Annotated in this window: 18 protein-coding genes and 1 tRNA gene; 5 read left to right on the forward strand and 14 right to left on the reverse strand. The window is 70.6% G+C overall.

All coding sequences use genetic code 11. From position 1 onward, the window contains the following. Positions 1 to 141 precede the first annotated feature (141 nt). From ACIBW9_RS36490 to pgsA, 3 genes are read right to left on the reverse strand one after another with little or no spacing between them, the layout of a single operon-like run. A complete protein-coding gene (locus tag ACIBW9_RS36490; RefSeq protein ID WP_398961391.1) occupies positions 142 to 1311 on the reverse strand; it encodes a glycosyltransferase family 4 protein in 1170 nt (389 codons plus the stop codon). After that, a complete protein-coding gene (locus tag ACIBW9_RS36495; RefSeq protein ID WP_398961393.1) occupies positions 1308 to 2237 on the reverse strand; it encodes a phosphatidylinositol mannoside acyltransferase in 930 nt (309 codons plus the stop codon). Before ACIBW9_RS36495 ends, ACIBW9_RS36490 begins: the two co-directional genes overlap by 4 nt. Further along, positions 2234 to 2914, reverse strand: coding sequence for a phosphatidylinositol phosphate synthase (gene pgsA / locus ACIBW9_RS36500; RefSeq protein WP_389075201.1), 681 nt, complete (start codon positions 2912 to 2914; stop codon positions 2234 to 2236). The genes ACIBW9_RS36495 and pgsA overlap by 4 nt, the downstream gene beginning before the upstream one ends. Positions 2915 to 3193: 279 nt before the next feature. Between pgsA and ACIBW9_RS36505 the strand changes: the two genes are divergently transcribed. After that, positions 3194 to 5392, forward strand: coding sequence for an elongation factor G-like protein EF-G2 (locus ACIBW9_RS36505; RefSeq protein WP_398961395.1), 2199 nt, complete (start codon positions 3194 to 3196; stop codon positions 5390 to 5392). A 214-nt stretch (positions 5393 to 5606) separates the two neighbouring features. Next, positions 5607 to 7268 (forward strand): hypothetical protein, encoded by a 1662-nt coding sequence (locus tag ACIBW9_RS36510; RefSeq protein ID WP_398961397.1) that lies wholly within the window; start codon positions 5607 to 5609, stop codon positions 7266 to 7268. Between the two features lie 21 nt (positions 7269 to 7289). On the opposite strand, the gene ACIBW9_RS36515 is transcribed toward ACIBW9_RS36510, so the two are convergent. Next, on the reverse strand, positions 7290 to 7850 hold the full coding sequence (locus tag ACIBW9_RS36515; protein ID WP_398961399.1) for an HIT family protein: 561 nt from the start codon (positions 7848 to 7850) through the stop codon (positions 7290 to 7292). 67 nt (positions 7851 to 7917) lie between these two features. Between ACIBW9_RS36515 and ACIBW9_RS36520 the strand changes: the two genes are divergently transcribed. Then, positions 7918 to 8574: a potassium channel family protein gene (locus ACIBW9_RS36520; protein ID WP_398961400.1), complete on the forward strand. Its 657-nt coding sequence runs from the start codon at positions 7918 to 7920 to the stop codon at positions 8572 to 8574. A gap of 52 nt (positions 8575 to 8626) precedes the next feature. Here the strand turns inward: ACIBW9_RS36520 and thrS are convergent, their stop codons facing one another. From thrS to ACIBW9_RS36535, 3 genes are all read right to left on the reverse strand, one after another. Next, positions 8627 to 10603 (reverse strand): threonine--tRNA ligase, encoded by a 1977-nt coding sequence (gene thrS, locus ACIBW9_RS36525; protein ID WP_398961401.1) that lies wholly within the window; start codon positions 10601 to 10603, stop codon positions 8627 to 8629. A 120-nt stretch (positions 10604 to 10723) separates the two neighbouring features. Beyond that, the gene (locus tag ACIBW9_RS36530) at positions 10724 to 11959 is read right to left on the reverse strand and encodes a hypothetical protein (protein ID WP_398961403.1); all 1236 of its coding nucleotides are present in this window, start codon (positions 11957 to 11959) and stop codon (positions 10724 to 10726) included. Further along, on the reverse strand, positions 11956 to 12522 hold the full coding sequence (locus tag ACIBW9_RS36535; RefSeq protein WP_266953551.1) for a DUF4365 domain-containing protein: 567 nt from the start codon (positions 12520 to 12522) through the stop codon (positions 11956 to 11958). Before ACIBW9_RS36535 ends, ACIBW9_RS36530 begins: the two co-directional genes overlap by 4 nt. A gap of 168 nt (positions 12523 to 12690) precedes the next feature. Here ACIBW9_RS36535 and ACIBW9_RS36540 point away from each other — a divergent pair, with 168 nt between their 5' ends. Beyond that, entirely contained in the window at positions 12691 to 13416 is a 726-nt protein-coding gene (locus ACIBW9_RS36540) for a 3'-5' exonuclease (RefSeq protein ID WP_398961405.1), read from the forward strand. Positions 13417 to 13572: 156 nt separating this feature from the next. On the opposite strand, the gene ACIBW9_RS36545 is transcribed toward ACIBW9_RS36540, so the two are convergent. Together ACIBW9_RS36545 and ACIBW9_RS36550 are read right to left on the reverse strand one after the other, a co-directional pair. Next, positions 13573 to 13644 (reverse strand) — tRNA-Val (locus tag ACIBW9_RS36545). Between the two features lie 39 nt (positions 13645 to 13683). Further along, positions 13684 to 14130 (reverse strand): SRPBCC family protein, encoded by a 447-nt coding sequence (locus ACIBW9_RS36550; protein ID WP_398961406.1) that lies wholly within the window; start codon positions 14128 to 14130, stop codon positions 13684 to 13686. A gap of 90 nt (positions 14131 to 14220) precedes the next feature. On the opposite strand from ACIBW9_RS36550, the gene ACIBW9_RS36555 reads away from it, so the two are divergent. After that, on the forward strand, positions 14221 to 16632 hold the full coding sequence (locus ACIBW9_RS36555) for an SCO7613 C-terminal domain-containing membrane protein (protein WP_398961407.1): 2412 nt from the start codon (positions 14221 to 14223) through the stop codon (positions 16630 to 16632). A 91-nt stretch (positions 16633 to 16723) separates the two neighbouring features. Here ACIBW9_RS36555 and ACIBW9_RS36560 read toward each other — a convergent pair whose 3' ends face one another. The 5 genes from ACIBW9_RS36560 to ACIBW9_RS36580 all read right to left on the reverse strand — a co-directional run bounded on the left by ACIBW9_RS36560 (position 16724) and on the right by ACIBW9_RS36580 (position 23463). After that, the gene (locus ACIBW9_RS36560) at positions 16724 to 19459 is read right to left on the reverse strand and encodes a Tat pathway signal sequence domain protein (protein WP_398961409.1); all 2736 of its coding nucleotides are present in this window, start codon (positions 19457 to 19459) and stop codon (positions 16724 to 16726) included. Positions 19460 to 19574: 115 nt separating this feature from the next. Beyond that, a complete protein-coding gene (locus ACIBW9_RS36565) occupies positions 19575 to 20165 on the reverse strand; it encodes a hypothetical protein (RefSeq protein WP_398961411.1) in 591 nt (196 codons plus the stop codon). A 10-nt stretch (positions 20166 to 20175) separates the two neighbouring features. Continuing rightward, positions 20176 to 21060: a carbohydrate ABC transporter permease gene (locus ACIBW9_RS36570; RefSeq protein WP_398961413.1), complete on the reverse strand. Its 885-nt coding sequence runs from the start codon at positions 21058 to 21060 to the stop codon at positions 20176 to 20178. Further along, positions 21057 to 22022 carry a carbohydrate ABC transporter permease gene (locus tag ACIBW9_RS36575; protein WP_398961414.1) on the reverse strand — a complete coding sequence of 322 codons (966 nt, stop codon included), beginning with the start codon at positions 22020 to 22022 and terminating at the stop codon, positions 21057 to 21059. Before ACIBW9_RS36575 ends, ACIBW9_RS36570 begins: the two co-directional genes overlap by 4 nt. 151 nt (positions 22023 to 22173) lie before the next feature. Continuing rightward, the gene (locus ACIBW9_RS36580; RefSeq protein WP_398961416.1) at positions 22174 to 23463 is read right to left on the reverse strand and encodes an ABC transporter substrate-binding protein; all 1290 of its coding nucleotides are present in this window, start codon (positions 23461 to 23463) and stop codon (positions 22174 to 22176) included. Between the last annotated feature and the right edge of the window lie 455 nt (positions 23464 to 23918).

Raw genomic sequence — 23918 nt, forward strand, 5'->3', positions numbered from 1 at the left:
GGGTCGGCCGAAAGACGTGCGGGGCATCGACGCGACCGCCCCTGGGGGCTGCCGCCCCCGGACCCCCGCTTCGGTCCGAAAGGCCTCGTCCTCAGACGCCGGACAGGCCGGCTCGACCAACCGGCGCCCGCAAGCGCCCCCTCAGTCCCGCGCCAGCCCCAGCCGCGACCGAAGCCCCGGTCCCCGCTCGTCCTCCGCCGCCGCGACCGCGGCCGCTCCCGCCGTCACCGTCTCGTACACCGACAGGATGTCCGCGCCGACCGTCGACCAGTCGAAGCGCCGTACGTGGGCGCTCCCCCGCTCCCGCAGCTCGGCCCGCCGCTCCGGGTCCCCCAGCAGCCGCAGGGCCGCCTCGGCCAACGCGTCGGAGTCCTCGTTGGCGAACAGCTCGCCCGCCGCGCCCTGGTCCAGGACCTGGGCGAAGGCGTCCAGGTCGGAGGCGAGCACGGGGGCGCCCGCGGACATGGCCTCGACGAGGATGATGCCGAAGCTCTCGCCGCCGGTGTTCGGCGCCACGTACAGGTCGACGCTGCGCAGGAAGCGGGCCTTGTCCTCGTCGCTGACCATGCCGAGGAACTCCACGCGGGGGCGCAGTTCCGCGGGCAGCGAGGCGACCGCCTCCTCCTCGTCCCCCCGCCCGGCGACCAGCAGCCGGGTCTGCGGCCGCTCGGCGAGGATCCTGGGCAGCGCCTTCATGAGCACCGGAAGGCCCTTGCGCGGCTCGTCGATGCGGCCGATGAAGCCGATGGTGTCGCCCTGCCACCGGGCCTTGGGCTTGGCCCGGGCGAAGAAGTCGACGTCGACGCCGTTCGGGATGACGACCGCGTCGCCGCCGAGGTGTTCCACCAGCGTGCGGCGGGCGTACTCGCTCACCGCGATCCGGGCGCTGATCTTCTCCAGGGCCGCCTGGAGGATCGAGTAGGCGGCGATCATCGCCCGCGAGCGCGGGTTGGAGGTGTGGAAGGTGGCCACGATCGGACCGGACGCCGCCCAGCAGGTCAGCAGGCCGAGCGACGGCGAGGTCGGCTCGTGGATGTGGACGACGTCGAACTCGCCGTCGTGCAGCCACCGTCGGACCCGGGCGGCGCTCAGGAAGCCGAAGTTCAGCCGGGCCACCGAGCCGTTGTACGGCACCGGGACCGCCCGTCCGGCCGAGACGACGTACGGCGGCAGGGGCGTGTCGTCGTCGGCGGGAGCAAGGACCGACACCTCGTGGCCCAGGCGGATGAAGTACGCGGCGAGGTCGCGGATGTGGAACTGGACGCCGCCCGGCACGTCCCAGGAGTACGGGCAGACGATGCCGATCCTCACGACGTGCCCTTCTCGGGAGCCGGGGGTTTCCCCGCAGGATCGAGGTCCTTGAGCCACAAGCGCTGGAGCATGTGCCAGTCCTCCGGATGGTCGGCGATCCCGGTGGCGAAGGCATCGGCCAGCGCCTGTGTCATGACAGACGTCTTTTCGGCCCGGCTACCTGTCTCGGGCACCTCGACCGGCGGGTGCACCCGCCCCTGCATCACGGGCGAGTCGTCGTACCAGAGCGTGACCGGCAGGAGCAGCGCGCCGGTCTGCTGGGCGAGGAGGGCGGGTCCGGCCGGCATCCGGGTGGTCTCGCCGAAGAACTCGACCTCGACGCCCGAGGACGACAGGTCGCGCTCGGCGACCAGGCAGACCAGGCCGCCGTCGCGCAGCCGCCGGGCGAGCGTGCCGAAGGCGGTGCCGCCGCTGTGCGGCAGGACCTCCATGCCGAGGCCCTCGCGGTAGGCGACGAAGCGGTCGTAGAGCGTCTCGGGCTTGAGGCGCTCGGCGACCGTCGTGAACGGCGTCTCCAGCTTGGTGGTGACCCAGGCGCCGGCGAGATCCCAGTTGGCCATGTGCGGCAGCGCCAGGATGACACCCTGGTCGGAGGCGATCCCCTCGGTCAGGTAGTGCACGTCCTTGGGGTCGAAGCCGGCCTTTATCCGCTCGGGGCTCCACGCCGGGAGCCGGAAGGACTCCATCCAGTAGCGCAGGTACGAGCGCATGCCCGCGCGCGAGAGCTCGGCGAGGCGCTCGGGGCCCGCGTCGGGCACCACGCGCGCGTAGTTGCTCTCCAGGCGCTGCACGCCCTTGCCGCGCTGCTTCCAGGCGAGGTCGGCGATGGAGCGGCCGAGCCGTACGGCGACCGGCTCCGGGAGCTTCTTGACGGTGCCCCAGCCGAGGCCGTACAGCGCGTCGGTCAGCTGATCGCGAAGGCTCACTTCGCCGCCTCGCTCCCCTGTGACGCGTTCTCGGGGGAGGCGGCCGCGGCCTCCGCCTCCGCCGATTCACGACGGACGGTGACCACCCGCTGGATGAGCGTGACCAGGCTGCCGACGGCGACGATCCACAGGGCGACCGGCAGCAGGTACTGGATGCCCGGCACCCCGAACTTGTGCAGTCCCGCGAACCCGGCCGCGACCAGCGAGATGACCAGGCGCTCGGCACGCTCCACGAGACCGTTGACGGCGACCGGCAGCCCGATCGACTCGCCGCGGGCCTTGGTGTACGACACCACCTGGCCGCTGGCCAGGCAGAAGATCGAGACGGCGCACAGGACGTTGTCGTTGCCGCTTCCTGCGTACCAGAGGGCGAAACCGCCGAAGATCGCACCGTCGGCGACCCGGTCGAGGGTGGAGTCCAGGAAGGCGCCCCAGCGGCTGGTGCGGCCCAGCTGGCGGGCCATGTTGCCGTCGACGAGGTCGGAGAACACGAACAGCGTGATCACGACCGTGCCCCAGAAGAACTCACCTCGGGGGTAGAAGACCAGTGCGCCCGCGATCACGCCGGCGGTGCCGAGGAGCGTGACCGTGTCGGGGCTGACGCCCCGGCGGATGAGAAACGCGGCGAACGGCGTGAGGACACGCGTGAAGAATGCACGCGCGTACTTGTTCAGCATGGCCTTCCCGACGGTCGGTGTGGCCGCGGCCCCTGCTGGCCTCCGGCTGGCCCATCGTAGCCACGCGCGCGCGTGTGCGACTGCCGGGCACCCGGACGTCTGCGGGGAGATCCGGCGGACGGCCCGGGCCGGGGGGCGGCGCGATCACGTCGTTCGTATGGACGCACCGTGACGGGAGTGGAAAGCTCGAAGGACCGCGGGCGTCATCGGAGCCGCCACCGCACGCGGCCCGGCATGCCCGCGCCCACAGTGACCTCACCGTGCACGGGAGGCAAGGCCATGGGCGACAAGGCAAGCGCACACCCCGGAGCCGCCGGCAGGGCTACGGCGGCCGACCACCCCGCGTCCGTACGGAATGTGGTGCTGGTCGGCCACAGCGGATCGGGCAAGACGACACTGGTGGAAGCTCTCGCGCTCACCGCGGGAGCAGTGAACCGGGCGGGCCGCGTGGAGGACGGCGGCACCGTCTCCGACTACGACGAGATCGAGCACCGGCAGCAGCGCTCGGTGCAGCTCTCCCTGGTGCCGGTCGAATGGGACGGCATCAAGGTCAATCTTCTCGACACCCCCGGATACGCCGACTTCGTCGGGGAGCTGCGGGCCGGTCTGCGAGCCGCGGACGCGGCCCTTTTCGTCGTCTCGGCCTCCGACGGCGTGGACGGCTCGACCCGCATGGTGTGGGAGGAGTGCGCGGCCGTCGGCATGCCACGGGCGATCGTGATCACCCACCTGGAGGCCGCCCGGGCGGACTTCGAGGAGATGACGCGGACCTGCGCGGAGGCCTTCGGCGGTGACGACCCCGACGCCGTGCTCCCGCTCTACCTGCCGTTGCACGGCCCGCAGGGTCCGGACGGGCACGCGCCCGTGACGGGGCTGACCGGGCTGCTGTCGCAGAAGGTCTTCGACTACTCGTCCGGCGAGCGCAAGGAGTCGGAGCCGGGCGAGGACCAGCTGCCGCGCATCGAGGAGGCCCGCAACCGGCTGATCGAGGGGATCATCTCGGAGAGCGAGGACGAGACCCTCATGGACCGCTATCTGGGCGGCGAGCAGATCGACTTCAAGACGCTCGTCGAGGACCTGGAGCGGGCCGTCGCACGCGGGGTCTTCTTCCCGGTCCTGGCCGCCGCCCCCGCGGCCGAGGGCGCCAGGCAGGGCCTCGGCACCGTCGAGCTGCTGGAGTTGATCACGGGCGGTTTCCCGACTCCGTTCGAGCACCCCACGCCCGGGGTCACCACGATCGACGGCAAGCCGCGCGAGGTGAAGGCCTGCGACACGGACGGCCCGCTGGTCGCCGAGGTCATACGGACCACTTCCGACCCCTACGTCGGCCGGATCTCGCTGGTCCGCGTCTTCTCCGGCACGCTGCGCCCCGACGAGACGGTGCATGTGTCCGGGCACGGGCTCGCGGACCGCGGGCACGAGGACCACGACGTCGACGAGCGCATCGGCGCGCTGTCCACCCCCTTCGGCAAGCAGCAGCGCACCGTGACGCACGCCATCGCGGGCGATCTGGTGTGTGTGGCGAAGCTGAACCGCGCGGAGACCGGCGACACCCTCTCGGCCAAGGACGACCCGCTGCTCATGGAGCCCTGGCAGATGCCCGACCCGCTGCTGCCGCTCGCCATCCAGGCGCACAGCAAGGCGGACGAGGACAAGCTCTCGCAGGGTCTTTCCCGGCTGGTCGCCGAGGACCCGACCATGCGGCTCGAGCAGAACCAGGACACCCACCAGGTGGTGCTGTGGTGTCTGGGCGAGGCGCACGCGGACGTGGCGCTGGAACGGCTGCGCAGCCGCTACGGCGTCCAGGTCGACGTGATCCCGCACAAGGTCTCCCTGCGGGAGACGTTCGCGGGCAAGTCGGCGGGCCGCGGTCGCCATGTCAAGCAGTCCGGGGGACACGGGCAGTACGCGATCTGTGAGATCGAGGTGGAGCCGCTGCCCGGCGGCTCGGGCATCGAGTTCGTGGACAAGGTCGTCGGCGGCGCGGTACCGCGGCAGTTCATCCCGTCGGTCGAGAAGGGCATAAGGGTCCAGGCGGCCAAGGGAGTTGCCGCGGGCTATCCGCTCATCGACGTCCGGGTGACCCTGGTGGACGGCAAGGCGCACTCCGTGGACTCCTCGGACGCGGCCTTCCAGACGGCCGGTGCGCTGGCGCTGCGGGAGGCGGCGGCCGACGTGAAGATCCATCTGCTGGAACCGGTGGCCGAGGTGACCGTCCTGGTCGGCGACGAGTACGTGGGCGCCGTGATGAGCGACCTGTCCGGACGGCGCGGCCGGGTACTCGGCACGGAACAGACCACCGGGAACCGCACACTCATCCGGGCCGAGGTGCCCGAGATCGAGATCGGCCGGTACGCCGTGGACCTGCGCTCCCTCTCGCACGGCACCGCGCGCTTCAACCGCTCCTACGCACGGCACGAGCCGATGCCCCCGCAGATCGCGGAAAGGATCCGTGAAGAGGCGCGCGCCGCCTCGTAGTTGGCGCCGGGCGCCGCCAAGTCGCTTTTGTGGAACGCTCCCCTCCGTCGGCGGGCGGCTTCGGCCGTCCGCCGACGTATGTCAGTGCCTGCGGATACGCTGATGCCCTGATCAAGTTGTCGGACGAACACCGTGACGACCTGATCAACAGGTGTGCGGAGCAAAGAAGTCGGGAAAGCCGCAGAAGCGACGTCGGCGGCGATCGGGGGCGGGAATGACCGTTGAGAGCGGCTACGGGGACATCTTCGGCCCTCAGGTGCCCCGCACGGGCAACGAGGGCCAGACGGCCACGTTCGCGCTGGCCTCCGCGGCCTACCGGGACAACCCGGTCGCGGACATCAAGAAGGCCGACAACGAGTGGCATCAGACCACCGTCAAACCGGGCCTGAAGTGGGCGCGGATATTCCGGCCCAACCTGGGTGAGGCCTTCTCGCGGGCAGTGGTGGACCGCATGGTGGGCCCCGACCGCAAGCCGCTCATCCAGTCCTTCGGCGCCGAGCCCCCGGTCGTCGTCGAGCACTGCCTGGCGGCGAACAACATCCGCAAGGACCGGGACAATCTGCTGAGCATCGTGATGGTGCTGTGCGGCCTGCTGTTCCTGCCCGGCCTCCTCGTCTGGCTACTGGTCTTCTCGATCCGCACCACCGTCGCCAAGCGCGACGACAAGCGGGCCGGCGCGATGGCCACCACACTGCTGGTGGCGGTGGGCGCGCTCGCCGTGATCTTCCTGATCCGCATGCCGTTCACGGGTTTCTGGGCCTGGTACGCGCGGGCCTCGGTGATCATGCCGGTCGTCGGCTGGTTCTGGGCCCGGCAGATCTGCGAGCGGACGGCCAAGGACCTGCGGGAGCGCTGGGACAGCCTGCTGGCGGGCAGCAGCATCGGCGCCAAGGTGCCCGAGGCGGTGCCGACCAGCCCGGGCGAGACGAAGGCGGACGCGCTGCGCCAGTCGCTGGCCAAGCTAAGCGCCGAGCAGCAGTCCAACTCCGTGTTCTACGCCGGTCCGAAGGGCATCCTCGGGATGGGCACCCGCTGGGGCAGCTGGCAGCTCGCGGAGGACCTGGTGCCCGCCGACCCGACCCGGGAGATCCACCCCTTCCGCAGCTGGGACGTCATCCGCTCGATCCACGACCAGCTGCGCATGCTGGAGCGGAACACGCTGAACACCGGCGGCTTCCCGACCCCTTCCGTGCGGCACTGGATCGTCACGCCGATCGGCGAGGGCGCGAAGGAGGTGTCCCGCCCCGAGGGCACGGACGTGGACGCGTACCAGGTCAAGTCCCACGCGATACAGGACATCTGCAACAAGCAGCAGTTCGGCGCGGGCGACCGGCACTATCTGGGCGTGCAGTGGACCCTGTGGGACGGGCAGCTGGTCATCACCATGATGATCACGGTGACCGTGCTGCACGAGACGCTGCGCATCGAGGTCACCGGGCATGCGCTCGGTCCCGTGAACTCCCTGTTCACCAGCAAGCCCGAGGCGCCGACGAAGGAGGTCCAGAAGTCGTTCAAGCCGTGGGAGACCCGGAAGGTGACCCTCCCGCTGGTGACCACCGACGAGGTCGTACGACTGGCCGTCCGCGCCCCGATCTCCTGGTACCCGCCCCTGCTGAACTGGCTGGGCGGCACGATAACCCTGCCCGAGCCCTTCGGCCTCCGGCACGCCTGGGCCGACCAGCCCTGGCGCCACCGCTTCATGGCCGACGACGCGCTGCGCGCCGCCACGCCGGTGCTGCGGGTGGTGCATGCGGCGGCGATACGGGTCCTCGAGGAGAACGGCGTGGACACGGAGAAGTTCGGCACCAGGTCGGCGTTCCTGAGCACGCAGATCCAGGACCCCACGCCCAAGAAAGCGGACGTGTACGAGGCGTAGAAGGTGCGCGACGCGTAGGGCTTACGCCGAGGGCCAGGCCTCCGCCAGCATCTTCCGGGTGTCCGCCAGCAGCTGCGGCAGCACCCTCGTGTGGCCGACGACCGGCATGAAGTTCGTGTCGCCGCCCCAGCGCGGGACGATGTGCTGGTGGAGGTGGGCCGCGATGCCGGCGCCTGCGACCGTGCCCTGGTTCATGCCGATGTTGAAGCCGTGGGCACCGGAGGCGGTGCGCAGGGCCGTCATGGCCTGCTTGGTGAGCGCGGCCAGCTCGACGGTCTCGGGGTCCGTGAGGTCGGTGTAGTCGGCGACATGGCGGTAGGGGACGACCATGAGGTGGCCGCCGTTGTACGGGTAGAGGTTGAGCACGGCGTAGACCTGCTCACCGCGCCGGACGACCAGCCCGTCCTCGTCGGACTTGGCCGGGATGGAGCAGAAGGGGCAGCCGTCGTCGGCACCGGGGCCGGTCGGCTTGTTCTCACCCTGGATGTAGGCCATCCGGTGGGGCGTCCACAGGCGCTGGAACGCGTCCTGGACCCCTACTCCCAACTGCTGCTCCGGCTCACTCGTCATGCCATGCAGCATATGGCGTCGCCCGTTCGCGGCGTGTCGGCGGGGTTGCGGCAGAAGCCCGCCGGGCCAAGCTGGGCCGGTGGACGATGACAGTCGCAGCACCCGCTGGGAGCAGCGCACGGAGATTCCGCTCGCCCTGGCATCCCTGGTCTTCCTCGCCGCCTACGCGATCCGCGTCCTGGCCCCCCGCCTCCCCGACGTCTGGCAGGACCTGTGCCTCGCGGCCCTGCTGGCCGCCTGGGCGCTGTTCGCCGTGGACTACGCGGTGCGCTGGTGGCTGAGCGGGCGGTGGCTGGGCTTCGTACGCAGGCACTGGCTGGACACGGTGGTGCTCGTCCTGCCCCTGCTGCGGCCCCTGCGGGTGGTCAAGGTCTACGAGGCCGTGCAGCGGCGGCACGGCAGGCCGCGGCTCGCGCTGCACGCGCGCGTGATCGTGTACGCCGGGCTGGCCACGGTACTGCTCGGCTTCGCCGGTGCCCTCGCCGTCTACCAGCAGGAACGCGGGGCGGCGGGTGCGTCGATGCGGACGTTCGGGGACGCCGTGTGGTGGACCTGCGCGACCCTGACGACCGTCGGCTACGGCGACATCGCGCCGGTGACACCGCTGGGACGGCTGATCGCGGTCGGGATGATGGCCGTCGGGCTGGCCCTGCTCGCCGCGGTGACCGGCACCTTCGCCTCCTGGCTGCTGCAGGTCTTCGCCCGCGAGGACGACGAGAGGCCCCCGGGAGGCTGAACCTCCCGAGGGCCCTCGGACACCGGCGGACCGGGCCGGCCGGACCGGACGGTCAGACCTGCGTCCGGTCCTCCACGACCTTGGCGATCTTCGCGATGGCCTCGTCGAACGGGATGCCGTTCTCCTGCGAGCCGTCGCGGTAGCGGAAGGAGACGGAACCGGCCGACATGTCCTCGTCGCCCGCGATGACCATGAAGGGCACCTTCTGCTTCTGGGCGTTGCGGATCTTCTTCTGCATGCGGTCGGAGGACGAGTCGACCTCGACCCGCAGGCCCTGCTTCTTCGCGGCCGCGGCGAACTTCTCCAGGTACTCCACGTGCCCGTCACCGATCGGGATGCCGACCGCCTGGACCGGGGCCAGCCAGGCCGGGAAGGCGCCCGCGTAGTGCTCGAGGAGCACCGCGAAGAACCGCTCGATCGAGCCGAACAGCGCGCGGTGGATCATGACCGGGCGCTGCTTGGAGCCGTCCGGGCCCGTGTACTCCAGGTCGAAGCGCTCCGGCAGGTTGAAGTCGAGCTGGATCGTCGACATCTGCCAGGTGCGGCCGATGGCGTCCTTGGTCTGGACGGAGATCTTCGGACCGTAGAAGGCGGCGCCGCCCGGGTCGGGGACCAGGGGCAGGCCCTGCTTCTCGGCGACCTGGCGCAGGGTCTCGGTCGCCTCCTCCCAGACCTCGTCCGAGCCCACGAACTTCTCCGGGTCCTTGGTGGAGAGCTCCAGGTAGAAGTCGGTCAGGCCGTAGTCGCGCAGCAGGCCGAGGACGAAGGTGAGCGTCTTGTCGAGCTCCTCCGACATCTGCTCACGGGTGCAGTAGATGTGCGCGTCGTCCTGGGTGAAGCCGCGGGCCCGGGTCAGGCCGTGCACGACGCCCGACTTCTCGTACCGGTACACGGTCCCGAACTCGAAGAGGCGCAGCGGCAGTTCGCGGTAGGAGCGGCCGCGCGCGTCGAAGATCAGGTTGTGCATCGGGCAGTTCATGGGCTTGAGGTAGTAGTCCACGCCCTCGTCGAGCTGCATGGGCGGGTACATGCCCTCGGCGTACCAGTCCAGGTGCCCGGACGTCTCGAAGAGCTTCCCCTTCGTGGCGTGCGGGGTGTAGACGAACTCGTAGCCCTCCTCCTCGTGCCGGCGGCGCGAGTAGTCCTCCATCACACGGCGGACGATGCCGCCCTTGGGGTGGAAGACGGCGAGGCCGGAGCCGATCTGCTCCGGGATGGAGAACAGGTCGAGTTCGCTGCCGAGCTTACGGTGGTCGCGCTTCTCGGCCTCGGCGAGGAAGTCGAGGTAGGCCTTGAGCTCGTCCTTGGACGGCCAGGCGGTGCCGTAGATGCGCTGGAGCATGGGGTTCTTCTCGCTGCCGCGCCAGTAGGCGGCCGCGTTGCGCATCAGCTTGAACGCCGGGATCGTGCGGGTGGAGGGCAGGTGGGGACCGCGGCAGAGGTCCTTCCAGCACAGCTCGCCGGTCTTGGCGTCCAGGTTGTCGTAGATCGTCAGCTCACCGGCGCCGACCTCGACGTCCGCGCCGTCGTCGTGCGACGCGGAGCCCTTGAGGCCGATCAGTTCCAGCTTGTACGGCTCGTCCGCCAGCTCCTCGCGGGCCGCCTCGTCGGTCACCACACGACGGGCGAACCTCTGTCCGCGCTTCTGGATCTCCTGCATCTTCTTCTCGATGGCCTTGAGATCCTCGGGCGTGAACGGCTTCTCGACGTCGAAGTCATAGTAGAAGCCGTCCTTGACCGGCGGGCCGATGCCCAGCTTGGCCTCGGGGAACAGCTCCTGCACGGCCTGCGCCATCACATGCGCGGTGGAGTGGCGCAGGATGTTGAGGCCGTCCTCGGAGGAGATCTCCACGGGCTCCACGACCTCGCCCTCGGCGGGCGCGTAGGCGAGGTCCTTGAGCTCGCCGCCCACGCGCGCGGCGACGATCGAGCGCTCGCCGGCGAAGAGCTCGGCGGCCGTAGTGCCCGTCGTCACCACGCGCTCTTCCCGCTCGGAATCGCGTTGGATGATCACACGGACGTCTGACACCGGTCTCTCCTGACTGAAGGTGGTTGCGGCGCCATACCAGGAGCGCGCGCAATAGGGGATCGTACCGACCCCGACCCGCCGACCGCGAAACGGTCGCCCTTCGTGCAGACAGGCCCGCGCTCAGTCGTCGTCCTCCCCGGTGCACGCCTCCTCGAAGAAGTCGCCCTTTTCCGCGTGCTCCTGCATCGACTTCATCAGGCGGTCCCGCTCCGCCTCCTCCACCTGCACCGGTGCGACCCCGGTCGCCCCGGTCAGCCGCCGGAAGCCGCCCCGGCTCTCCAGCCGCCCGTGCAGCCGCACGGGCAGCCCCACGAGGTGGGCGTGCCCGGCGATGCGGTAGTCCTCCTCGTCCAGCGTGATCCGGACGTGCGGTACCTCGGCTCCCGCGATCACCCGCAGCCGTACGCTGCCTTCCCCGCGCGGTCCCGACCTGCGCATCCGCACCACCGTGCCGGTGATCCGCACGGGCACGGACGGCTCCTCGCGCAGATAGCGGGCGCCGGCCTCGCGCAGCACGGGCAGGTCGCCCGGTGAGAACTCCACCGGCTCGAGGCCCGCCACGCAGTCCTCGGGCACCCCGGCGGCCGGTGCCCACTCGACGGCGATCCTGGCGCCCTCGGTACCGCGCACCAGGGCGATCAGCGCCTCGGTGAGCTCACGGCTGACGCCCGCCTCGACGGCGCCGTCGAAGGCGTCCATGCCGCCGGTGGCCCGCTGGTAGTCGATGGCCTCGCGGGCGGCGTACAGGGCCTGGTGGAGGCGTACGGGGAGCTGCCGGCCCGTGCCGACGGGCACGAAGGCGGTCAGCCGGCCACCGCCGGCCGCGGAGCCCACGAGGACGCTCTCCAGCAGCGCGGCGGCGGCACGGCGGTGCCGGGCGCCGTAGTAGCCCGCACGCGCGCGTGTGGCGAGCGCTCCGGCGAGCAGCATCTGGCGGGCGCAGGCGCGCAGCTGCTCCTCGACCACCCAGGGCGCGGAGCCCGCGGGGCCGCTCGGCGCATCCCGCCACCAGCGGATCTCGTCGCTGGGCACGGCGAGCCCGACCAGCACCTCGCGGGCGGAGGGCGTGCCGCTGCGGGTCAGCGCGACGAGCGCCTCGCCGAGCAGGTCGTCGCTGTCGGGGAAGGCGCGGCTCTCGGGTACGAGCAGGCTCGTCCCGCCGCCGCCGGGGCCGGGCGGGGTCCAGCGGCCGTAGCGTCCGGCGGCTCCGCCGCGCCGCTCCCAGCCGTGCCGGTGCAGCAGGGCGCTGAGCACGGCGGGGTCGACCTCGTCGGGCTCGGGGGGACGGTGCCAGGAGGCCTCGACCGGGTGCGGCCTGACGGGCCGCAGCGGCTCCTCCAGCGGGCGGTGCGTCATGGTCTGCCTCCGGCCCCGACCCGCGTCATGATCTCGCACAGCGCCCGGTCGTCGAAGATGCGTGAGGTCGGTATCCGCACGGTGGTCCTGGTCCGCCCGGTGACCGGCTGGCCGGCCAGGTTGACCCAGTAGCAGCAGTGCCGCAGGTCGAGACGGTCGTGGCTGGCACGCAGCCAGTCGTCCTGGGATCTCGGGACGAGCATCACGACCAGGATCTTGTGCACCGAGACGGGGGTGCGCGCGAGCTTGCGCAGATGGTCGTTGTCGAGCGTGAAGGAGAAGAAACGTCCCGGCGGGTTCGGCGCGACCTGGTACGTGCACTTCAGCTGCACCTTGATGGTCACCTCGTCGTCGACGGTGTGGCCGGGCGAGCCGTGACTGACGTGCCAGTCGATGCCGTTGTCCGGGAACGGCTGCGACAGCGAGCAGCCGGCCGCCGCGGCGACGGCGTGCAGATATCCCACCTGCAGTGTCTCCATGCAGGCGGTGGTGGCGAGTGTGCCGCGAAGGGGGCCCGCACGTTCGGGCAGCAGCCCGCCCCGCTCGGGCTGCGCTATCGCCATGACCAACAGCCTTCCACGCCAAGTGATTCCCCGCTGCGGGCCTCTGAACTGCAAAGACCCGTACTCCTGTTGTGTCCTTCCGGCGTACGGCGCAAACAGCCCGGGTATCACCAAACAGGCAGAAGACGGGACGTCAGCTGCCGTGGGTGAACGAGGAGTTGCATAGGCATGACGACCTGGTACGAGGGGCCCCTGGCCGCCTTCGACACGGAGACCACGGGTGTCGACGTCGAGACCGACCGGATCGTGTCGGCCGCCGTCGTCGTCCAGGACGCCCCGGGCAGCCGGCCCCGGATGACCCGTTGGCTGGTCAACCCGGGTGTGCCGGTGCCGGAGGCGGCGACGGCGGTGCACGGGCTGACGGACGAACACCTGCAGCGCAACGGCCGCTGGCCGGCGCCGGTGATGTACGAGATAGCCGAGGAACTGGCGGAGCAGGCGGCGATGGCCCGTCCGCTCGTGGTGATGAACGCGCCGTTCGATCTGACGCTCCTGGACCGCGAGTTGCGCCGCCATCGCGCCTCCTCGCTGGACCGCTGGTTCGAGACGTCGACGCTGCGGGTGCTCGACCCTCGGGTCCTCGACAAGCACCTGGACCGCTACCGCAAGGGCCGCCGCACCCTGACCGATCTGTGCGCGCACTACGGCGTCACGCTGGAGGGTGCGCACGACGCGGCGGCGGACGCCCTGGCCGCGCTGGACGTCGTACGGGCCCTCGGGCGTCGTTTCGCCGCCCGGCTGGAGCGCCTGTCCCCCGCCGAACTGCACGCCCTGCAGACCACCTGGCACGCGGCCCAGGCGCGCGGGCTGCAGGCGTGGTTCGCGAAGAGCGGCACGGAGGAGATCGTGAACCCGGCATGGCCGCTGCGGCCGGATCTTCCGGCGGCGGCTTGATGCAGGCCGACATGCACAAAGCCGGTCCGCTGCTGCGGACCGGCCTGTCGGGGTGCGGGCGGCGAAGCCCCCGCCTCGCGCGGCGAAGCCGCGCAGAACACGACGATGGCGGCTCGGGCCTGCGCTGCTTGCAGACATGAACCGCCATCGACAGGGTGGGCGATACTGGGTTCGAACCAGTGACCTCTTCGGTGTGAACGAAGCGCTCTCCCACTGAGCTAATCGCCCGGGAACGCACTGAACCATACAGGTCTTCACGGGTTTCCTTCAAACCGCTTCCAGGTACGCGACCAGGCCTCGCCGCCCGGCCCGCATCATCAACCGGTGGTTGGCACGGAACATCGGCCGGCCCAGCACGGCGAACCGCCTCAGCAGCGGCTTGTGCACGTCGACAGCTTGCTCGAAGCGGGCCAGGGTGCCGGCGCCCCCGGTGGTGATCGTCCAGCGCGCCCAGCCCTCGAGGTCGCCGGACATGGCGATCTCCAGGACGCCCGCGCCGGGGTCGCGGCGCGTCTCGCGGGCGGTGAAGTGCAGGTCGTACGGGAGGACGGAGCGGATCCGGACGGCTCCGGTGGTGTCGTCGAGCCGGGTCACCTCCCGCACCTGGGGCCACCAGCGGGGGTACTCCTCGGCCCGCTCCAGCACCTCGTACACGGTGGCGGCCGGGGCGGGCAGGGCCCAGAGGCTGCGGAAGCGGTAGTGCGTCCAGTCCATGGTGGGAGTCTGCTCCTACCCAGGGCTTTCGCCCCCGCATCCGAGCCACGGGGTGGCGGGATCTGAGTACGTGGCTGAGTACCCGCACTCATGCCGTGCGACGTGACGCGGACCACACTCCGAGGCATGACGCATGTTCCGCCCCCGGCCGAGGAGTTGCGGCTCCTCGACACCGAGCTCTGGCAACTGGACGCCCGCCGGGCCCAGTTGCTCCATCGCCGCGCCTGGCTGGTCGCCGCGCTCCAGGCGGCGCGCCCCGTGCACCCGGCACCGCAGGCACCGCAGTCGCCCGTAGAGGCGTCTCGCCCCCCGGAGGCCACCGCGCCCGGCGTGCAGAACCTTCTGCTGCTGCTCGGCGGGGTCCTGCTCACCGTCGCCGCGATGGTGTTCACGCTGGTCAGCTGGGGGCATCTCGGTATCGCGGGGCGGGCCCTCGTGCTCGGCGCGGTCACGGTGGCCGCGCTCGGTGCGCCGTTCGTCCTGCTGCGGCGCGGGCTGCGTTCGACTGCCGAGTCGGTGGCCGGTCTGGGGCTGGCGCTGACGGTGCTGGACGCGTACGCGTTGCAGCAGGTCGCCTTCACGGGGACGGACGGCGCGGGATATACGGCCGTCGCGTCGGCGCTGCTGGCGGGGCTCTGGGCGGCGTACGGTCTGCTGCCGCGTGCGGCGGAGCTGCGGCTGCCACTGCCCGCCGCACTGGCGGCGGCCCAACTCCCGCTGTTCTTCTGGGCGATCTCGGCCGCCGCGGGGTCGTCCGGGATCGCGGCCGCGCTGCTGGTGACGGCCGGGTTCGACGCAGGTGTGGCGCTCCGGGTGACCGCCAGGTCCGTACGCGTCCTCGCAGCCGTCGGCGCGTACGGCACGGGCGCCCTGGGTGCACTGACGGCCGGCTGGCTCTCGTGGGATGCGGCCGGTCCGGGCGCCGCCGCCCGTGCGGCGGCGCTCCTCACCCTTGCGGCGGCGATCGCGCTGGTCGCCGCCTGCCGGCTGCCGAAGCCGGCCGTGGCGACGGGCAACGCGGTTCCGGGCGGTCTGCTCCTGGTCGCGGCGGTCGGTGGCGTGCTGCGGGTGGCGCTGCCCGACGGGTGGACCGTACCGGGGTACCTGGCCTGTGGTGTCGCGCTGTTGGCGGCCTTGCGGGTGCGGCTGCCCGAGCCGGTGCGGCGGGGCCTCGTCCAGGCCTCCGCGGCGGTGCAGGCAGTCGCCGTCGCCTGTGCGCTGCCGCTGGTCGTGGTCGCGCTGCTGGGCCCGCTGGGCTGGGCGGAGCGCTGGTGGACCGGTGCGCCCCAGGACGCGCGGGCCGCGGCGGCCGTCCACATGCCGTGGCCGCCGTATCCCGGTCAGTTGCTCCTCGGCCCGGTGGTCGTCGCGGCCGTGCTGGCCCTGCTGGTCCGCGCTGAGACCCGCAGGCCCCAGGCGCTGACCGGTGCGACGCTCCTCGCCTGGGCCACCGTCATGACGCTGCCTGCGGTCTTCCAACTTCCCTACTCCGCCGCCCTGTTGCTCCAGAGCGCGGTGACCGGAGCGGCGCTCGCGGCGGCGGCCTTCCGGTTCCTGCCCGTGACCGGCACCTCGCTCGCCGTGGGCGGTTCGGTCTCCCTCGCCTTCCTCTCGCTGGCCTCCCAGCCGGCCACGCTCACCGTGCTGTCCGTCCTGACGGCACTGTTCGCCGCCGCCTCGCTGCGGCCGCATCTCGCGCCCTTCACGGCCCCGGCCGCGCTCGGTTACGCCACCGCCCTTGCCTGCGCGACCGGCCTGGCGGCCGACTGGCGACCGCAGCACACGGCACTGCTGGTCCTGGTGGTCCCGGCGGCAGCGGCCCTGCTCGCCGCGCGCCTCGACGAGAGCCACGCGCGCGTGCCGGTCGAGGCGACCGGGGCCGCCGCCGGACTGCTGGCCGTCGGCCTCGCGATCACCGCCCCACCGATGCTCGCCCTGGTGCTTGCCCTGTGCGGAGTGATCGCGGCGGCCACGGCGGTACGCTCCGACCGCCGCCCCGCGGGCTGTGCGGCCGCCGCCCTGTTCCTGCTGGCCGGCTGGGTCCGGCTGGCCGCCTGGGACGTCGGCACCGTCGAGGCGTACACGCTCCTGGTCACCGTGCCGGCGCTGTGTGTCGGCGCCTGGCGCAGGTCCCGCGATCCGCAGGCGTCCTCGTGGACGGCGTACGGCGCCGGACTCGCCGCCACGCTGCTGCCGAGCCTCGCCGCGGCCTGGCACGACCCGCACTGGACGCGCCCGCTGCTGCTCGGCACGGCGGCCCTGCTGACCACTCTCCTCGGCGCCCGCCACCGCCTCCAGGCGCCCCTGGTCCTGGGCGGCTCGGTACTGGTCCTGGACGCCCTGCACGAACTGGCCCCCTACCTGGTCCAGATGACGGGCGCCCTCCCCCGCTGGGTGCCTTTCGCACTCGCCGGCCTGTTGCTGCTCGCACTCGGTGCGACGTACGAGCAGCGGATCCGGGACGTCCGGCGCGTGCGGGACATCCTGACCACCATGCACTGAAGCCCCCTCAAGGGGCGCGGGGAACTGCGCGACCAGCCACATACGGCCTGCAGACGAAAGACGAGCGCAGTTCCCCAGCTCCCGCCGAGCGCTACGGCATCTTGTCGCCGAGAAGGGCCAGGTTCTCGATGGCCGCGAGGCCATACAGCGCCGTGTCGTTCGACGAAACCCAGGCCGATTCACTCCCCGCAACCAGAGTAAGCGGCCCGCTCAAAGCCTCCGTCTTCCAGGGCGAAGCCTCCGTATACCCGTCCGAGTTGTAGAACTTCGCCCACGCCCGCCTGGCCAGCGCAGCGTCACCCGTCTGGACGGCGGCGTACGCGTCGAGCCGCGAGTGCCCCTGGAACAGCAGCAGGGTGCCGAAGTCGGAGCCGTAGCGGGCCTTCTGCTCGGCCTTCGTGGCGTTGAAGTACCGGCAGTAGTCGAAGTAGGCCTGGTTGAACTCGGGCATGTCGACGAGGTCGATGAGCTCGGCGCACAGCTCGTTGAGGCCGAAGACGGCCGAGAGGTGCGAGACGGAGACGACGGGTGTCGAGGCGACGGCGAACTTGCCGGTGTCGAGGTCGTAGAGCCCGCTGCCCTGGACGAAGCCGTTGGGCTGCGCGGCGATGCCCTCCATCGTCGACAGCACCCGCGCCTTGGCCTTCTCCCACTTGGGGCCCTTGCGCTCCCACTCGGTCAGCCACGCGGACACCAGACCGCTCCAGTCGGTGCCGAAACCGATCGACAGGGCGTGCCGGTCCGGGGTGTACGGGTCCGTCCGCACCTTGCGCTGCGGGTCGAGGATCAGGAAGGTCTCGTCGGAGTCGACGTTGGCGTGCATGAGATCGCCGACGCGTTCGTCGGCGGTGAGGAAGTAGTAGTAGCGCCGGTAGGTGGTGTTGGCGATGCGCTGCTGCTTGGCGCTGTCGGCGTAGTGCTGGACGCCGTGCCGGGTGCCGAGGCCCGCCCAGTCGCCCAGGTGGTAGACGTCGACCTCGCCGGTGTGCCGGGTGAGGGCCTCCGCGAAGCGGAAGATGTCCGCGCGGCCGGAGCGGAGGTAGGCCATCCACAGCCAGATGTCCGGCGAGAGCTCGGAGTTGTCCCAGGCGTAGCCGCCGACGTCGTACCGCCACTGGTGACGCACGGTGTCGTAGGTGTGCATGAAGTCGCCGTAGTCCCAGAAGCCGTACCAGCGGCGTTGCTCCACCTGGTCCTTGTAGTAGGTGAAGAGGAAGTCGAGATGGTCCTCGATCTTGGCCTTGGCCGGTGTGGAGCGGTCGGGTTCGGAGTACAGGCCCGGGCCGAAGACCTTGGCCTTGATGAGCTGCCTGGGCGGGGCGGCGAGCTGCGGCAGCACGCGTACGGCCTCGACCTGTCGGGCGAGCTTCTCTGCGGCCGGCGTCGACTCGTTGGCCCAGAAGAGGAGTTCGGAGGTGCGGGCGATGCCGTAGGGGGTGCCGAACTTCGGCTCGTAGTCCTCGTAGGTGATGTTGAGGCCTTCGAGCTGCTTGGCGTAGGTGTCCTGGCCCATGCCGTCGTGGTAGAAGCGCAGGTCCATGGGCTGGGCCTCGGGGGACCAGAGCCAGAGGGTGACCTCGGCCTCGTCGGTGTGGGCGTCGCGGATGTCGAGCTGGGCGGGGTGCTTCTCCCAGAAGTCCCTGAGGCCGAAGGAGAATCCGCCGCTCGCGCCGCCGACATAGCCGAAGCCGGAGGCGCGCCTGCCGCCGCCTGCGGCGATCCAGCCGTACCCCTTCTTGGTGCGCTTGCGCAGCGTGAAGCCGTCCGCGGAGAGCTGGGAGAGGGTGTAGTCGCCCCACTCCGGTATGTACTGCAGCCGGGTCGTCACCCGCTGGTCCCAGGTGGCGGGGTCGGGCAGCTTCTGGCCCGCGTACTGCGCCGCCTGCACGGCCGCGCCCGGGTCGCGGCGCAGGCCGGTGATGCCCTTGACCGCCTCACGCAGCAGTCCGGTGCCCTCGCCGCCGATGCGGATGTGCCGGTCGTACGACGCGTCCCGCATCGGCACGCTGAAGCGCACCCCGAGCCCACGGATGAAGTCCCCGCTCGCCTTGCCGGGCTCCTGGGTGCCGTCGTAGGTGATGGTGTGCACCATGCGGAATGAGTCGGCCCCGGCGTAGAAGTACAGCCGGACGGAGAACGGCAGCCAGCTCCGGTCGCCCTTGCGGTGCTTGCCGTCGATGCGGACGACGGCCCGGACCGGGCCCTCCTGCTCGACCGTCACCTCGCCGATGGCGCCGTCGAAGCGCTGGGTCCTGACCGTGCCCTGGTCCTCGTCCTCGATCTCCGGCTGGCGGATCAGGACGAGCCGCCCGTTCCTGGCGATCTCCGTCGAGCCGCGGGTCACCGACTTGATGAGGGTGGCGCCGTTCTTGCCGATCTTCGCGGTGATCACGCCGGTCGACACGTCGACGGTGCCGCCGCTCTTGTCGACGGTGACCTTCTTGTCGGGGGCCGCCGCGTCACCGGCCGCGAGGGTGAGCTTGCCGGAGCCCGAACTCACCGCGTGCGCCGACCATTTGAGGGAGCCGTCCGGCCAGTACGCGATCGGCCAGGACTGCACGGGCACGGCCTTGCCGTCCGCGTCCGTGAGCGCGAACGTCTGGTCGGGCTGGAAGGCGCCCTTCGGCCACGGGACACCGACCGTGGAGCCCGGCGCGGCCCCCAGGCCGCCGTCCTCCAGCCAGTCCAGGGTCACGGGACCGGCGGCCGCGGCCTCGGCTCTGGGCGCGGCCTGCGCGTCCTTGGCTCCTAGGGCCCAGCTGAACTGCGCGGCGGCTCCGGCGACGGCGGCCGCCTTGAGGAGGGACCTGCGGGGGATGGGAGACATGAGAGTTCAGCCTTTCCTTTCCGGCGGGACGTTTCTTCCATGTGCAGCTAGTCAGGGGCATGACAGCGTGAGGTACGGCACCCAGGGCGCCGACCTGGTACGAAGGCACCGCCCGTCAGCGGCGCCGGTACCGCTCCTCCACGGCGACGGCCGCGGCCGCGACGGCCCCGAGGACGGGTACCGCCAGCGGCGCGATCAGCAGGGCGGAACAGACGACGAGGACCACTCCGCCGACGAGCAGGAAGGATCCAGCGGGATCGAGGACGGTTCGGCGACCGGCTTCGGCGAGCAGCGTCCGCCAGGCCGCCCCCGGCTCCCACACCGCCGCCGCACGCAGCCCGGCCACGACGAGGCCGATCAGCGCGAACAGGCCGACGGTCGCCACGAACGGCCCCCCGGGCAGCCCGGCGCGCGCGGCCTGGACGTCGACCCAGACCAGGCCCGCCGCGACCCACCCGGCGAGCCCGGCGACCCACCCGCCCCGCACGGCCGCACGGAAGTCGCGGGCGAACTCCCGCCGGCCACCGCCCTCATGGCCGGTACGACGGCGCAGATGCCGCGCCCCGGCGGCGAAGGCGGCCGGGAAGGTCACCACTCCCAGCGAGGCCACCGCGATCCACACCCCGGTGAGCAGAGACTCGGCGAAGACCCCGAACCGCTCAGCGAGAACCGACTCCTTGTGTGCCTTGACCCGCACTTCGGCCATGGTGACCGCCTCAGCCCTTCAGTCCGGAGGTCGCCATACCGTCGATCAGATAGCGCTGGAAGGCGAGGAAGAACAGCAGCACCGGCAGCAGCGCCACCAGCGACATCGCGATGAGCCCGCCGTAGTTGGCGGCGACGCCGTCGGAGTCGCGGAACATCATCATGCCGAGGGAGACGGTGTACTTGCCGGGCTCGTTGAGGTAGATCAGCGGGCCCATGAAGTCGTTCCAGGCGTTGATGAAGGTGAAGATGGCGCTGGTGATGAGCGCGGGCCGGCACAGCGGCAGCACGATCGACCAGTAGATCCGCAGATGCCCGCAGCCGTCGATCCGGGCGGCCTCGTCCAGCTCCCTCGGCAGGTTGCGCATGAACTGCACCATCAGGAAGACGAAGAAGGCCTCCGTGGCCAGGTACTTGCCGAGCAGCAGCGGCACATAGGTGTTGATCAGCTCCAGCTTCTGGAACATCACGTACTGCGGGATCAGCAGCACGTGATACGGCAGCAGGAGCGTGCCGATCATCAGTGAGAACAGCAGGTTCCGGCCGACGAACCTGATCTTGGCGAAGGCGTACGCCGTCAGCGAGCAGGAGATCAGGATGCCGACGACGGCGCCTCCCGCGTACAGGAGGGAGTTCTGGAAGAACGTCCAGATCGAGATGTCGGCTATGCCGTCGGCCAGGCCCTTGAAGTTCTCCAGGACGGGATGGGCGGGGAACAGCTGAAGGCTGTTGATGATGTCCTTGCTCGGTTTGAAGGACGCGCCGATCACCCAGACGACGGGATACAGGACGACCGCGAGGACCAGCAGCGAGCCGATGTGCCAGGCGAGCGAGCCGGCGCGCCTGCGGCCGGGACCGCCGAGCGGCTTCGGGGCGGCGGGGGTGGTGGCGCTCATCGGGCGTCCTCCGTGTCGTTCTCGTAGTGCACCCACTTCTTCTGGGACCAGAACAGGACGGCGGTCACCAGGGCCACGGCGAGCAGCAGCATCCAGGCCATCGCGGAGGCGAAGCCCATCTGGGCGTTCCTGAAGCCCTGCTGGTAGAGGTAGCAGGTGTAGACGAGCGTGGCGTCGGCCGGGCCGCAGGCGGTGTTGGAGACGACATAGGCCGAGCCGAAGATCTGGAACGAGTGGATGGTCTCCAGCAGGACGTTGAAGAACAGCACCGGGGAGATCATCGGCAGCGTGATGCTCCAGAACTTGCGGAAGGCCCCGGCGCCGTCCAGCTCGGCGGCCTCGTACAGCTCCTTGGGCACCTGCTTCAGCCCTGCCAGGAAGATGACCATGGGCGCGCCGAACTGCCAGACGGTGAGCGCGACCAGGCAGTAGAGGATCCAGTCGGGGTTGCCGACCCAGCCGCCGACGTGGAAGCCGAAGACCGACATCGTACGGTCGACGATGGCGTCGTCGGAGAAGATCGACCGCCAGACGAAGGCGACCGAGACGCTCGCGCCGATGAGCGAGGGTGCGTAGAACGCAGCCCGGTAGAAGGCCTGTCCGCGGCGGCTCTGCGCGAGCAGCAGGGCGACCCCGAGGGCGAGCAGCAGTTTCAGCGGGGTGCCGATGATGACGTATTTGGCCGTCACCTCCACCGACTTCTGCCAGCGGGGGTCGTCGAACATCTTGGTGAAGTTGTCGAGACCGACCCACTTCGGGGTGTTGAAGAGGTTGTAGTCGGTGAACGCGAAGTAGAGCGAGGCGACCATGGGGCCCGCGGTCAGGAGCAGAAAGCCCGCGATCCACGGGGACATGAAGAGATAGCCGGCGAGGTTCTCCCGCCGCCCCCGCTGCCTGACGGCGGCAGGGGCGGCGGAACGGGCCTTCCGGGCAGCGGGCGGTGATTCCTTGACGAGCGTCACGGTGCTTCCCAATCAATTCCGGGGCCGGGGGGCCGTGGCGCCCCTTGGGGGCGGGGCTGTGCCCGATATGCGGCTCCGCCGCGTGGGCGCGACCAGCCACGACGGCGCAGCAGACAAAACTCAACGAACCACCGCGCCCCCAGCGGAGCGCCTACGCCTGGAAGGCGGCCTGCGACTCGTCGAAGAACTGCTTCACGGCGGCGGAGGGCTTCGTCTTGCCCTGGGCCAGGTCGCCGCCGATGCGCAGGAAGGCCGCCTCGATGGTGTCGGCACCGGAGGGGTGCGGGGTGATCGCGCCGAGGACGCCGGCCTTGGCGGTGTCCGCCTCGTACTGCGCGATCTCCTTGTTGACCGGGTCGGTCGGCTTGAACGCCTCGTACTGCTGGGTCGAGGCGAGGATGCCCCGGTCGTAGCCCATGATCTTGCCGACTTCCGGGTCGTGGACCATGAAGTTGATGAACTGGGCGACTTCCTTGGGGTGCTGGGTACGTGCGGAGGCGCTCAGCATCAGGGAGGCCAGGTACTGCCCGGTGTGCTTTCCGTCCATGGTGGGGATCGGCGCGAGGCCGTACTCGCTGCTGCCCTCGGCCGTGTAGCGGACGGTGAAGTTGTCCCAGGTGAATTCCGAGGCCCCATGGCCGGCGGAGAGGGAGGACTTGGGCCGGTCCTGCTCGACGATCTTGGGATCGGTGATGATGCCGGCCTTCACGCGGCTGTAGCCGTCCTGCCACCACTCGGTCAGATCGGCCTTGTCGAAACCGAGCCCGTCCTTGGTGTAGAACGCCTTTCCGTTCTGCCGCAGATACAGGTCGTACAGGTACATGATGCTGAAGTAGCCCGTGTCGCCCGGCACCTTGGTCCTGTCGTGGACGGTCTTGAGGGCCTTGAAGTAGTCGTCCCAGGTCCAGCCCGTGGCCGGCTCGACGCCCGCCTTCCGGAAGACCTTCTTGTCGATGACCAGTGCCATCGTGTTGGAGCCGACGGGGACGCCGAGCTGCTTGCCGTCCACCTCGCCGACCTTGGTGACGCCCGCACGGAAGTTGCCGAGGCTCAGATTCCCCGCGTCGATCTGGGACTTGAGGTCGAGCAGGACGCTTCTCTTGTCGTACTTCCGAAGGAAAGTGACGGCGTTTTGGAAAACGTCCGGGGGATTTCCACCGGCCGCCTGCGTCTGGAACTTCTCCCAGAATGAGACGTAGTCCTGGAAGTCCGTCTTCACCTTGATCTTCGGGTACTTCTTCTCGAAGAGCTTGATGGTCTGGTTGATCTTCTTGGCCCGCTCATCGGCACCCCACCACGAGTAACGGATCGTCACCGTCCCGTCGGCGGAGGTGCCGCTGTCGCCACCGCAGCCCGTCGTCGCGGCCAGCCCCAGCGCGGCCGCCGACGCCCCGGCGGCCTTGAGGATCGTACGCCTCTCAACATTCCTGCTGGTTCCCACAGTCGGGCCCCTTCCCGGCATCATCGCCAGCTGCATGAATCGTTTCAAGTAAGCGCTTGCCGCCACAAGCTACGGAGGGCCTCGGGGTGCGTCAATGATTCGGACAAGAATTTCTTACCGGGCGCCCGGACGCGTTGACGACACATCAGCATCAGAACGCGCCGCGAGAGGAGCGATGTCGCAGGTGAGAGGCGTGCGCTCGACGGACCGAACCTCAACTGGCCGCCCGTACACAGACGTTGCCCGGCCGAAATCCACCGGAGCGCGAAACCCGTCCGAGGGGGCTCATACGACGGGGGGGGGGGGGGGGGGGGGGGGGGGGGGGGGGGGCGGGCCGGGGGGGGGGGGGGGGGGGGGGGGGGGGGCGAACCCGGCCGCGCTGAGGATCGCTCCGGCAGAGCCGGTGCGGCCGGTGGTGGCCGCGGCCAGGCGCAGGGCGTAGGCGCGGTGCCGCT

Origin of the sequence: Streptomyces sp. NPDC049541 (genome assembly GCF_044465725.1) — a bacterium.
Taxonomy (GTDB): domain Bacteria; phylum Actinomycetota; class Actinomycetes; order Streptomycetales; family Streptomycetaceae; genus Streptomyces.

Excerpts from the sequence above, each read along its gene's own strand:
- ACIBW9_RS36505 (WP_398961395.1), top strand. The coding sequence starts at position 3,194 with ATGGGCGACAAGGCAAGCGCACACCCCGGAGCCGCCGGCAGGGCTACG.
- ACIBW9_RS36565 (WP_398961411.1), bottom strand. The coding sequence starts at position 20,165 with ATGGCCGAAGTGCGGGTCAAGGCACACAAGGAGTCGGTTCTCGCTGAG.
- ACIBW9_RS36535 (WP_266953551.1), bottom strand. The coding sequence starts at position 12,522 with ATGGCGATAGCGCAGCCCGAGCGGGGCGGGCTGCTGCCCGAACGTGCG.
- ACIBW9_RS36550 (WP_398961406.1), bottom strand. The coding sequence starts at position 14,130 with ATGGACTGGACGCACTACCGCTTCCGCAGCCTCTGGGCCCTGCCCGCC.
- ACIBW9_RS36510 (WP_398961397.1), top strand. The coding sequence starts at position 5,607 with ATGACCGTTGAGAGCGGCTACGGGGACATCTTCGGCCCTCAGGTGCCC.
- pgsA (WP_389075201.1), bottom strand. The coding sequence starts at position 2,914 with ATGCTGAACAAGTACGCGCGTGCATTCTTCACGCGTGTCCTCACGCCG.
- ACIBW9_RS36560 (WP_398961409.1), bottom strand. The coding sequence starts at position 19,459 with ATGTCTCCCATCCCCCGCAGGTCCCTCCTCAAGGCGGCCGCCGTCGCC.
- ACIBW9_RS36540 (WP_398961405.1), top strand. The coding sequence starts at position 12,691 with ATGACGACCTGGTACGAGGGGCCCCTGGCCGCCTTCGACACGGAGACC.
- ACIBW9_RS36515 (WP_398961399.1), bottom strand. The coding sequence starts at position 7,850 with ATGCTGCATGGCATGACGAGTGAGCCGGAGCAGCAGTTGGGAGTAGGG.
- ACIBW9_RS36530 (WP_398961403.1), bottom strand. The coding sequence starts at position 11,959 with ATGACGCACCGCCCGCTGGAGGAGCCGCTGCGGCCCGTCAGGCCGCAC.
- ACIBW9_RS36570 (WP_398961413.1), bottom strand. The coding sequence starts at position 21,060 with ATGAGCGCCACCACCCCCGCCGCCCCGAAGCCGCTCGGCGGTCCCGGC.
- ACIBW9_RS36555 (WP_398961407.1), top strand. The coding sequence starts at position 14,221 with ATGCCGTGCGACGTGACGCGGACCACACTCCGAGGCATGACGCATGTT.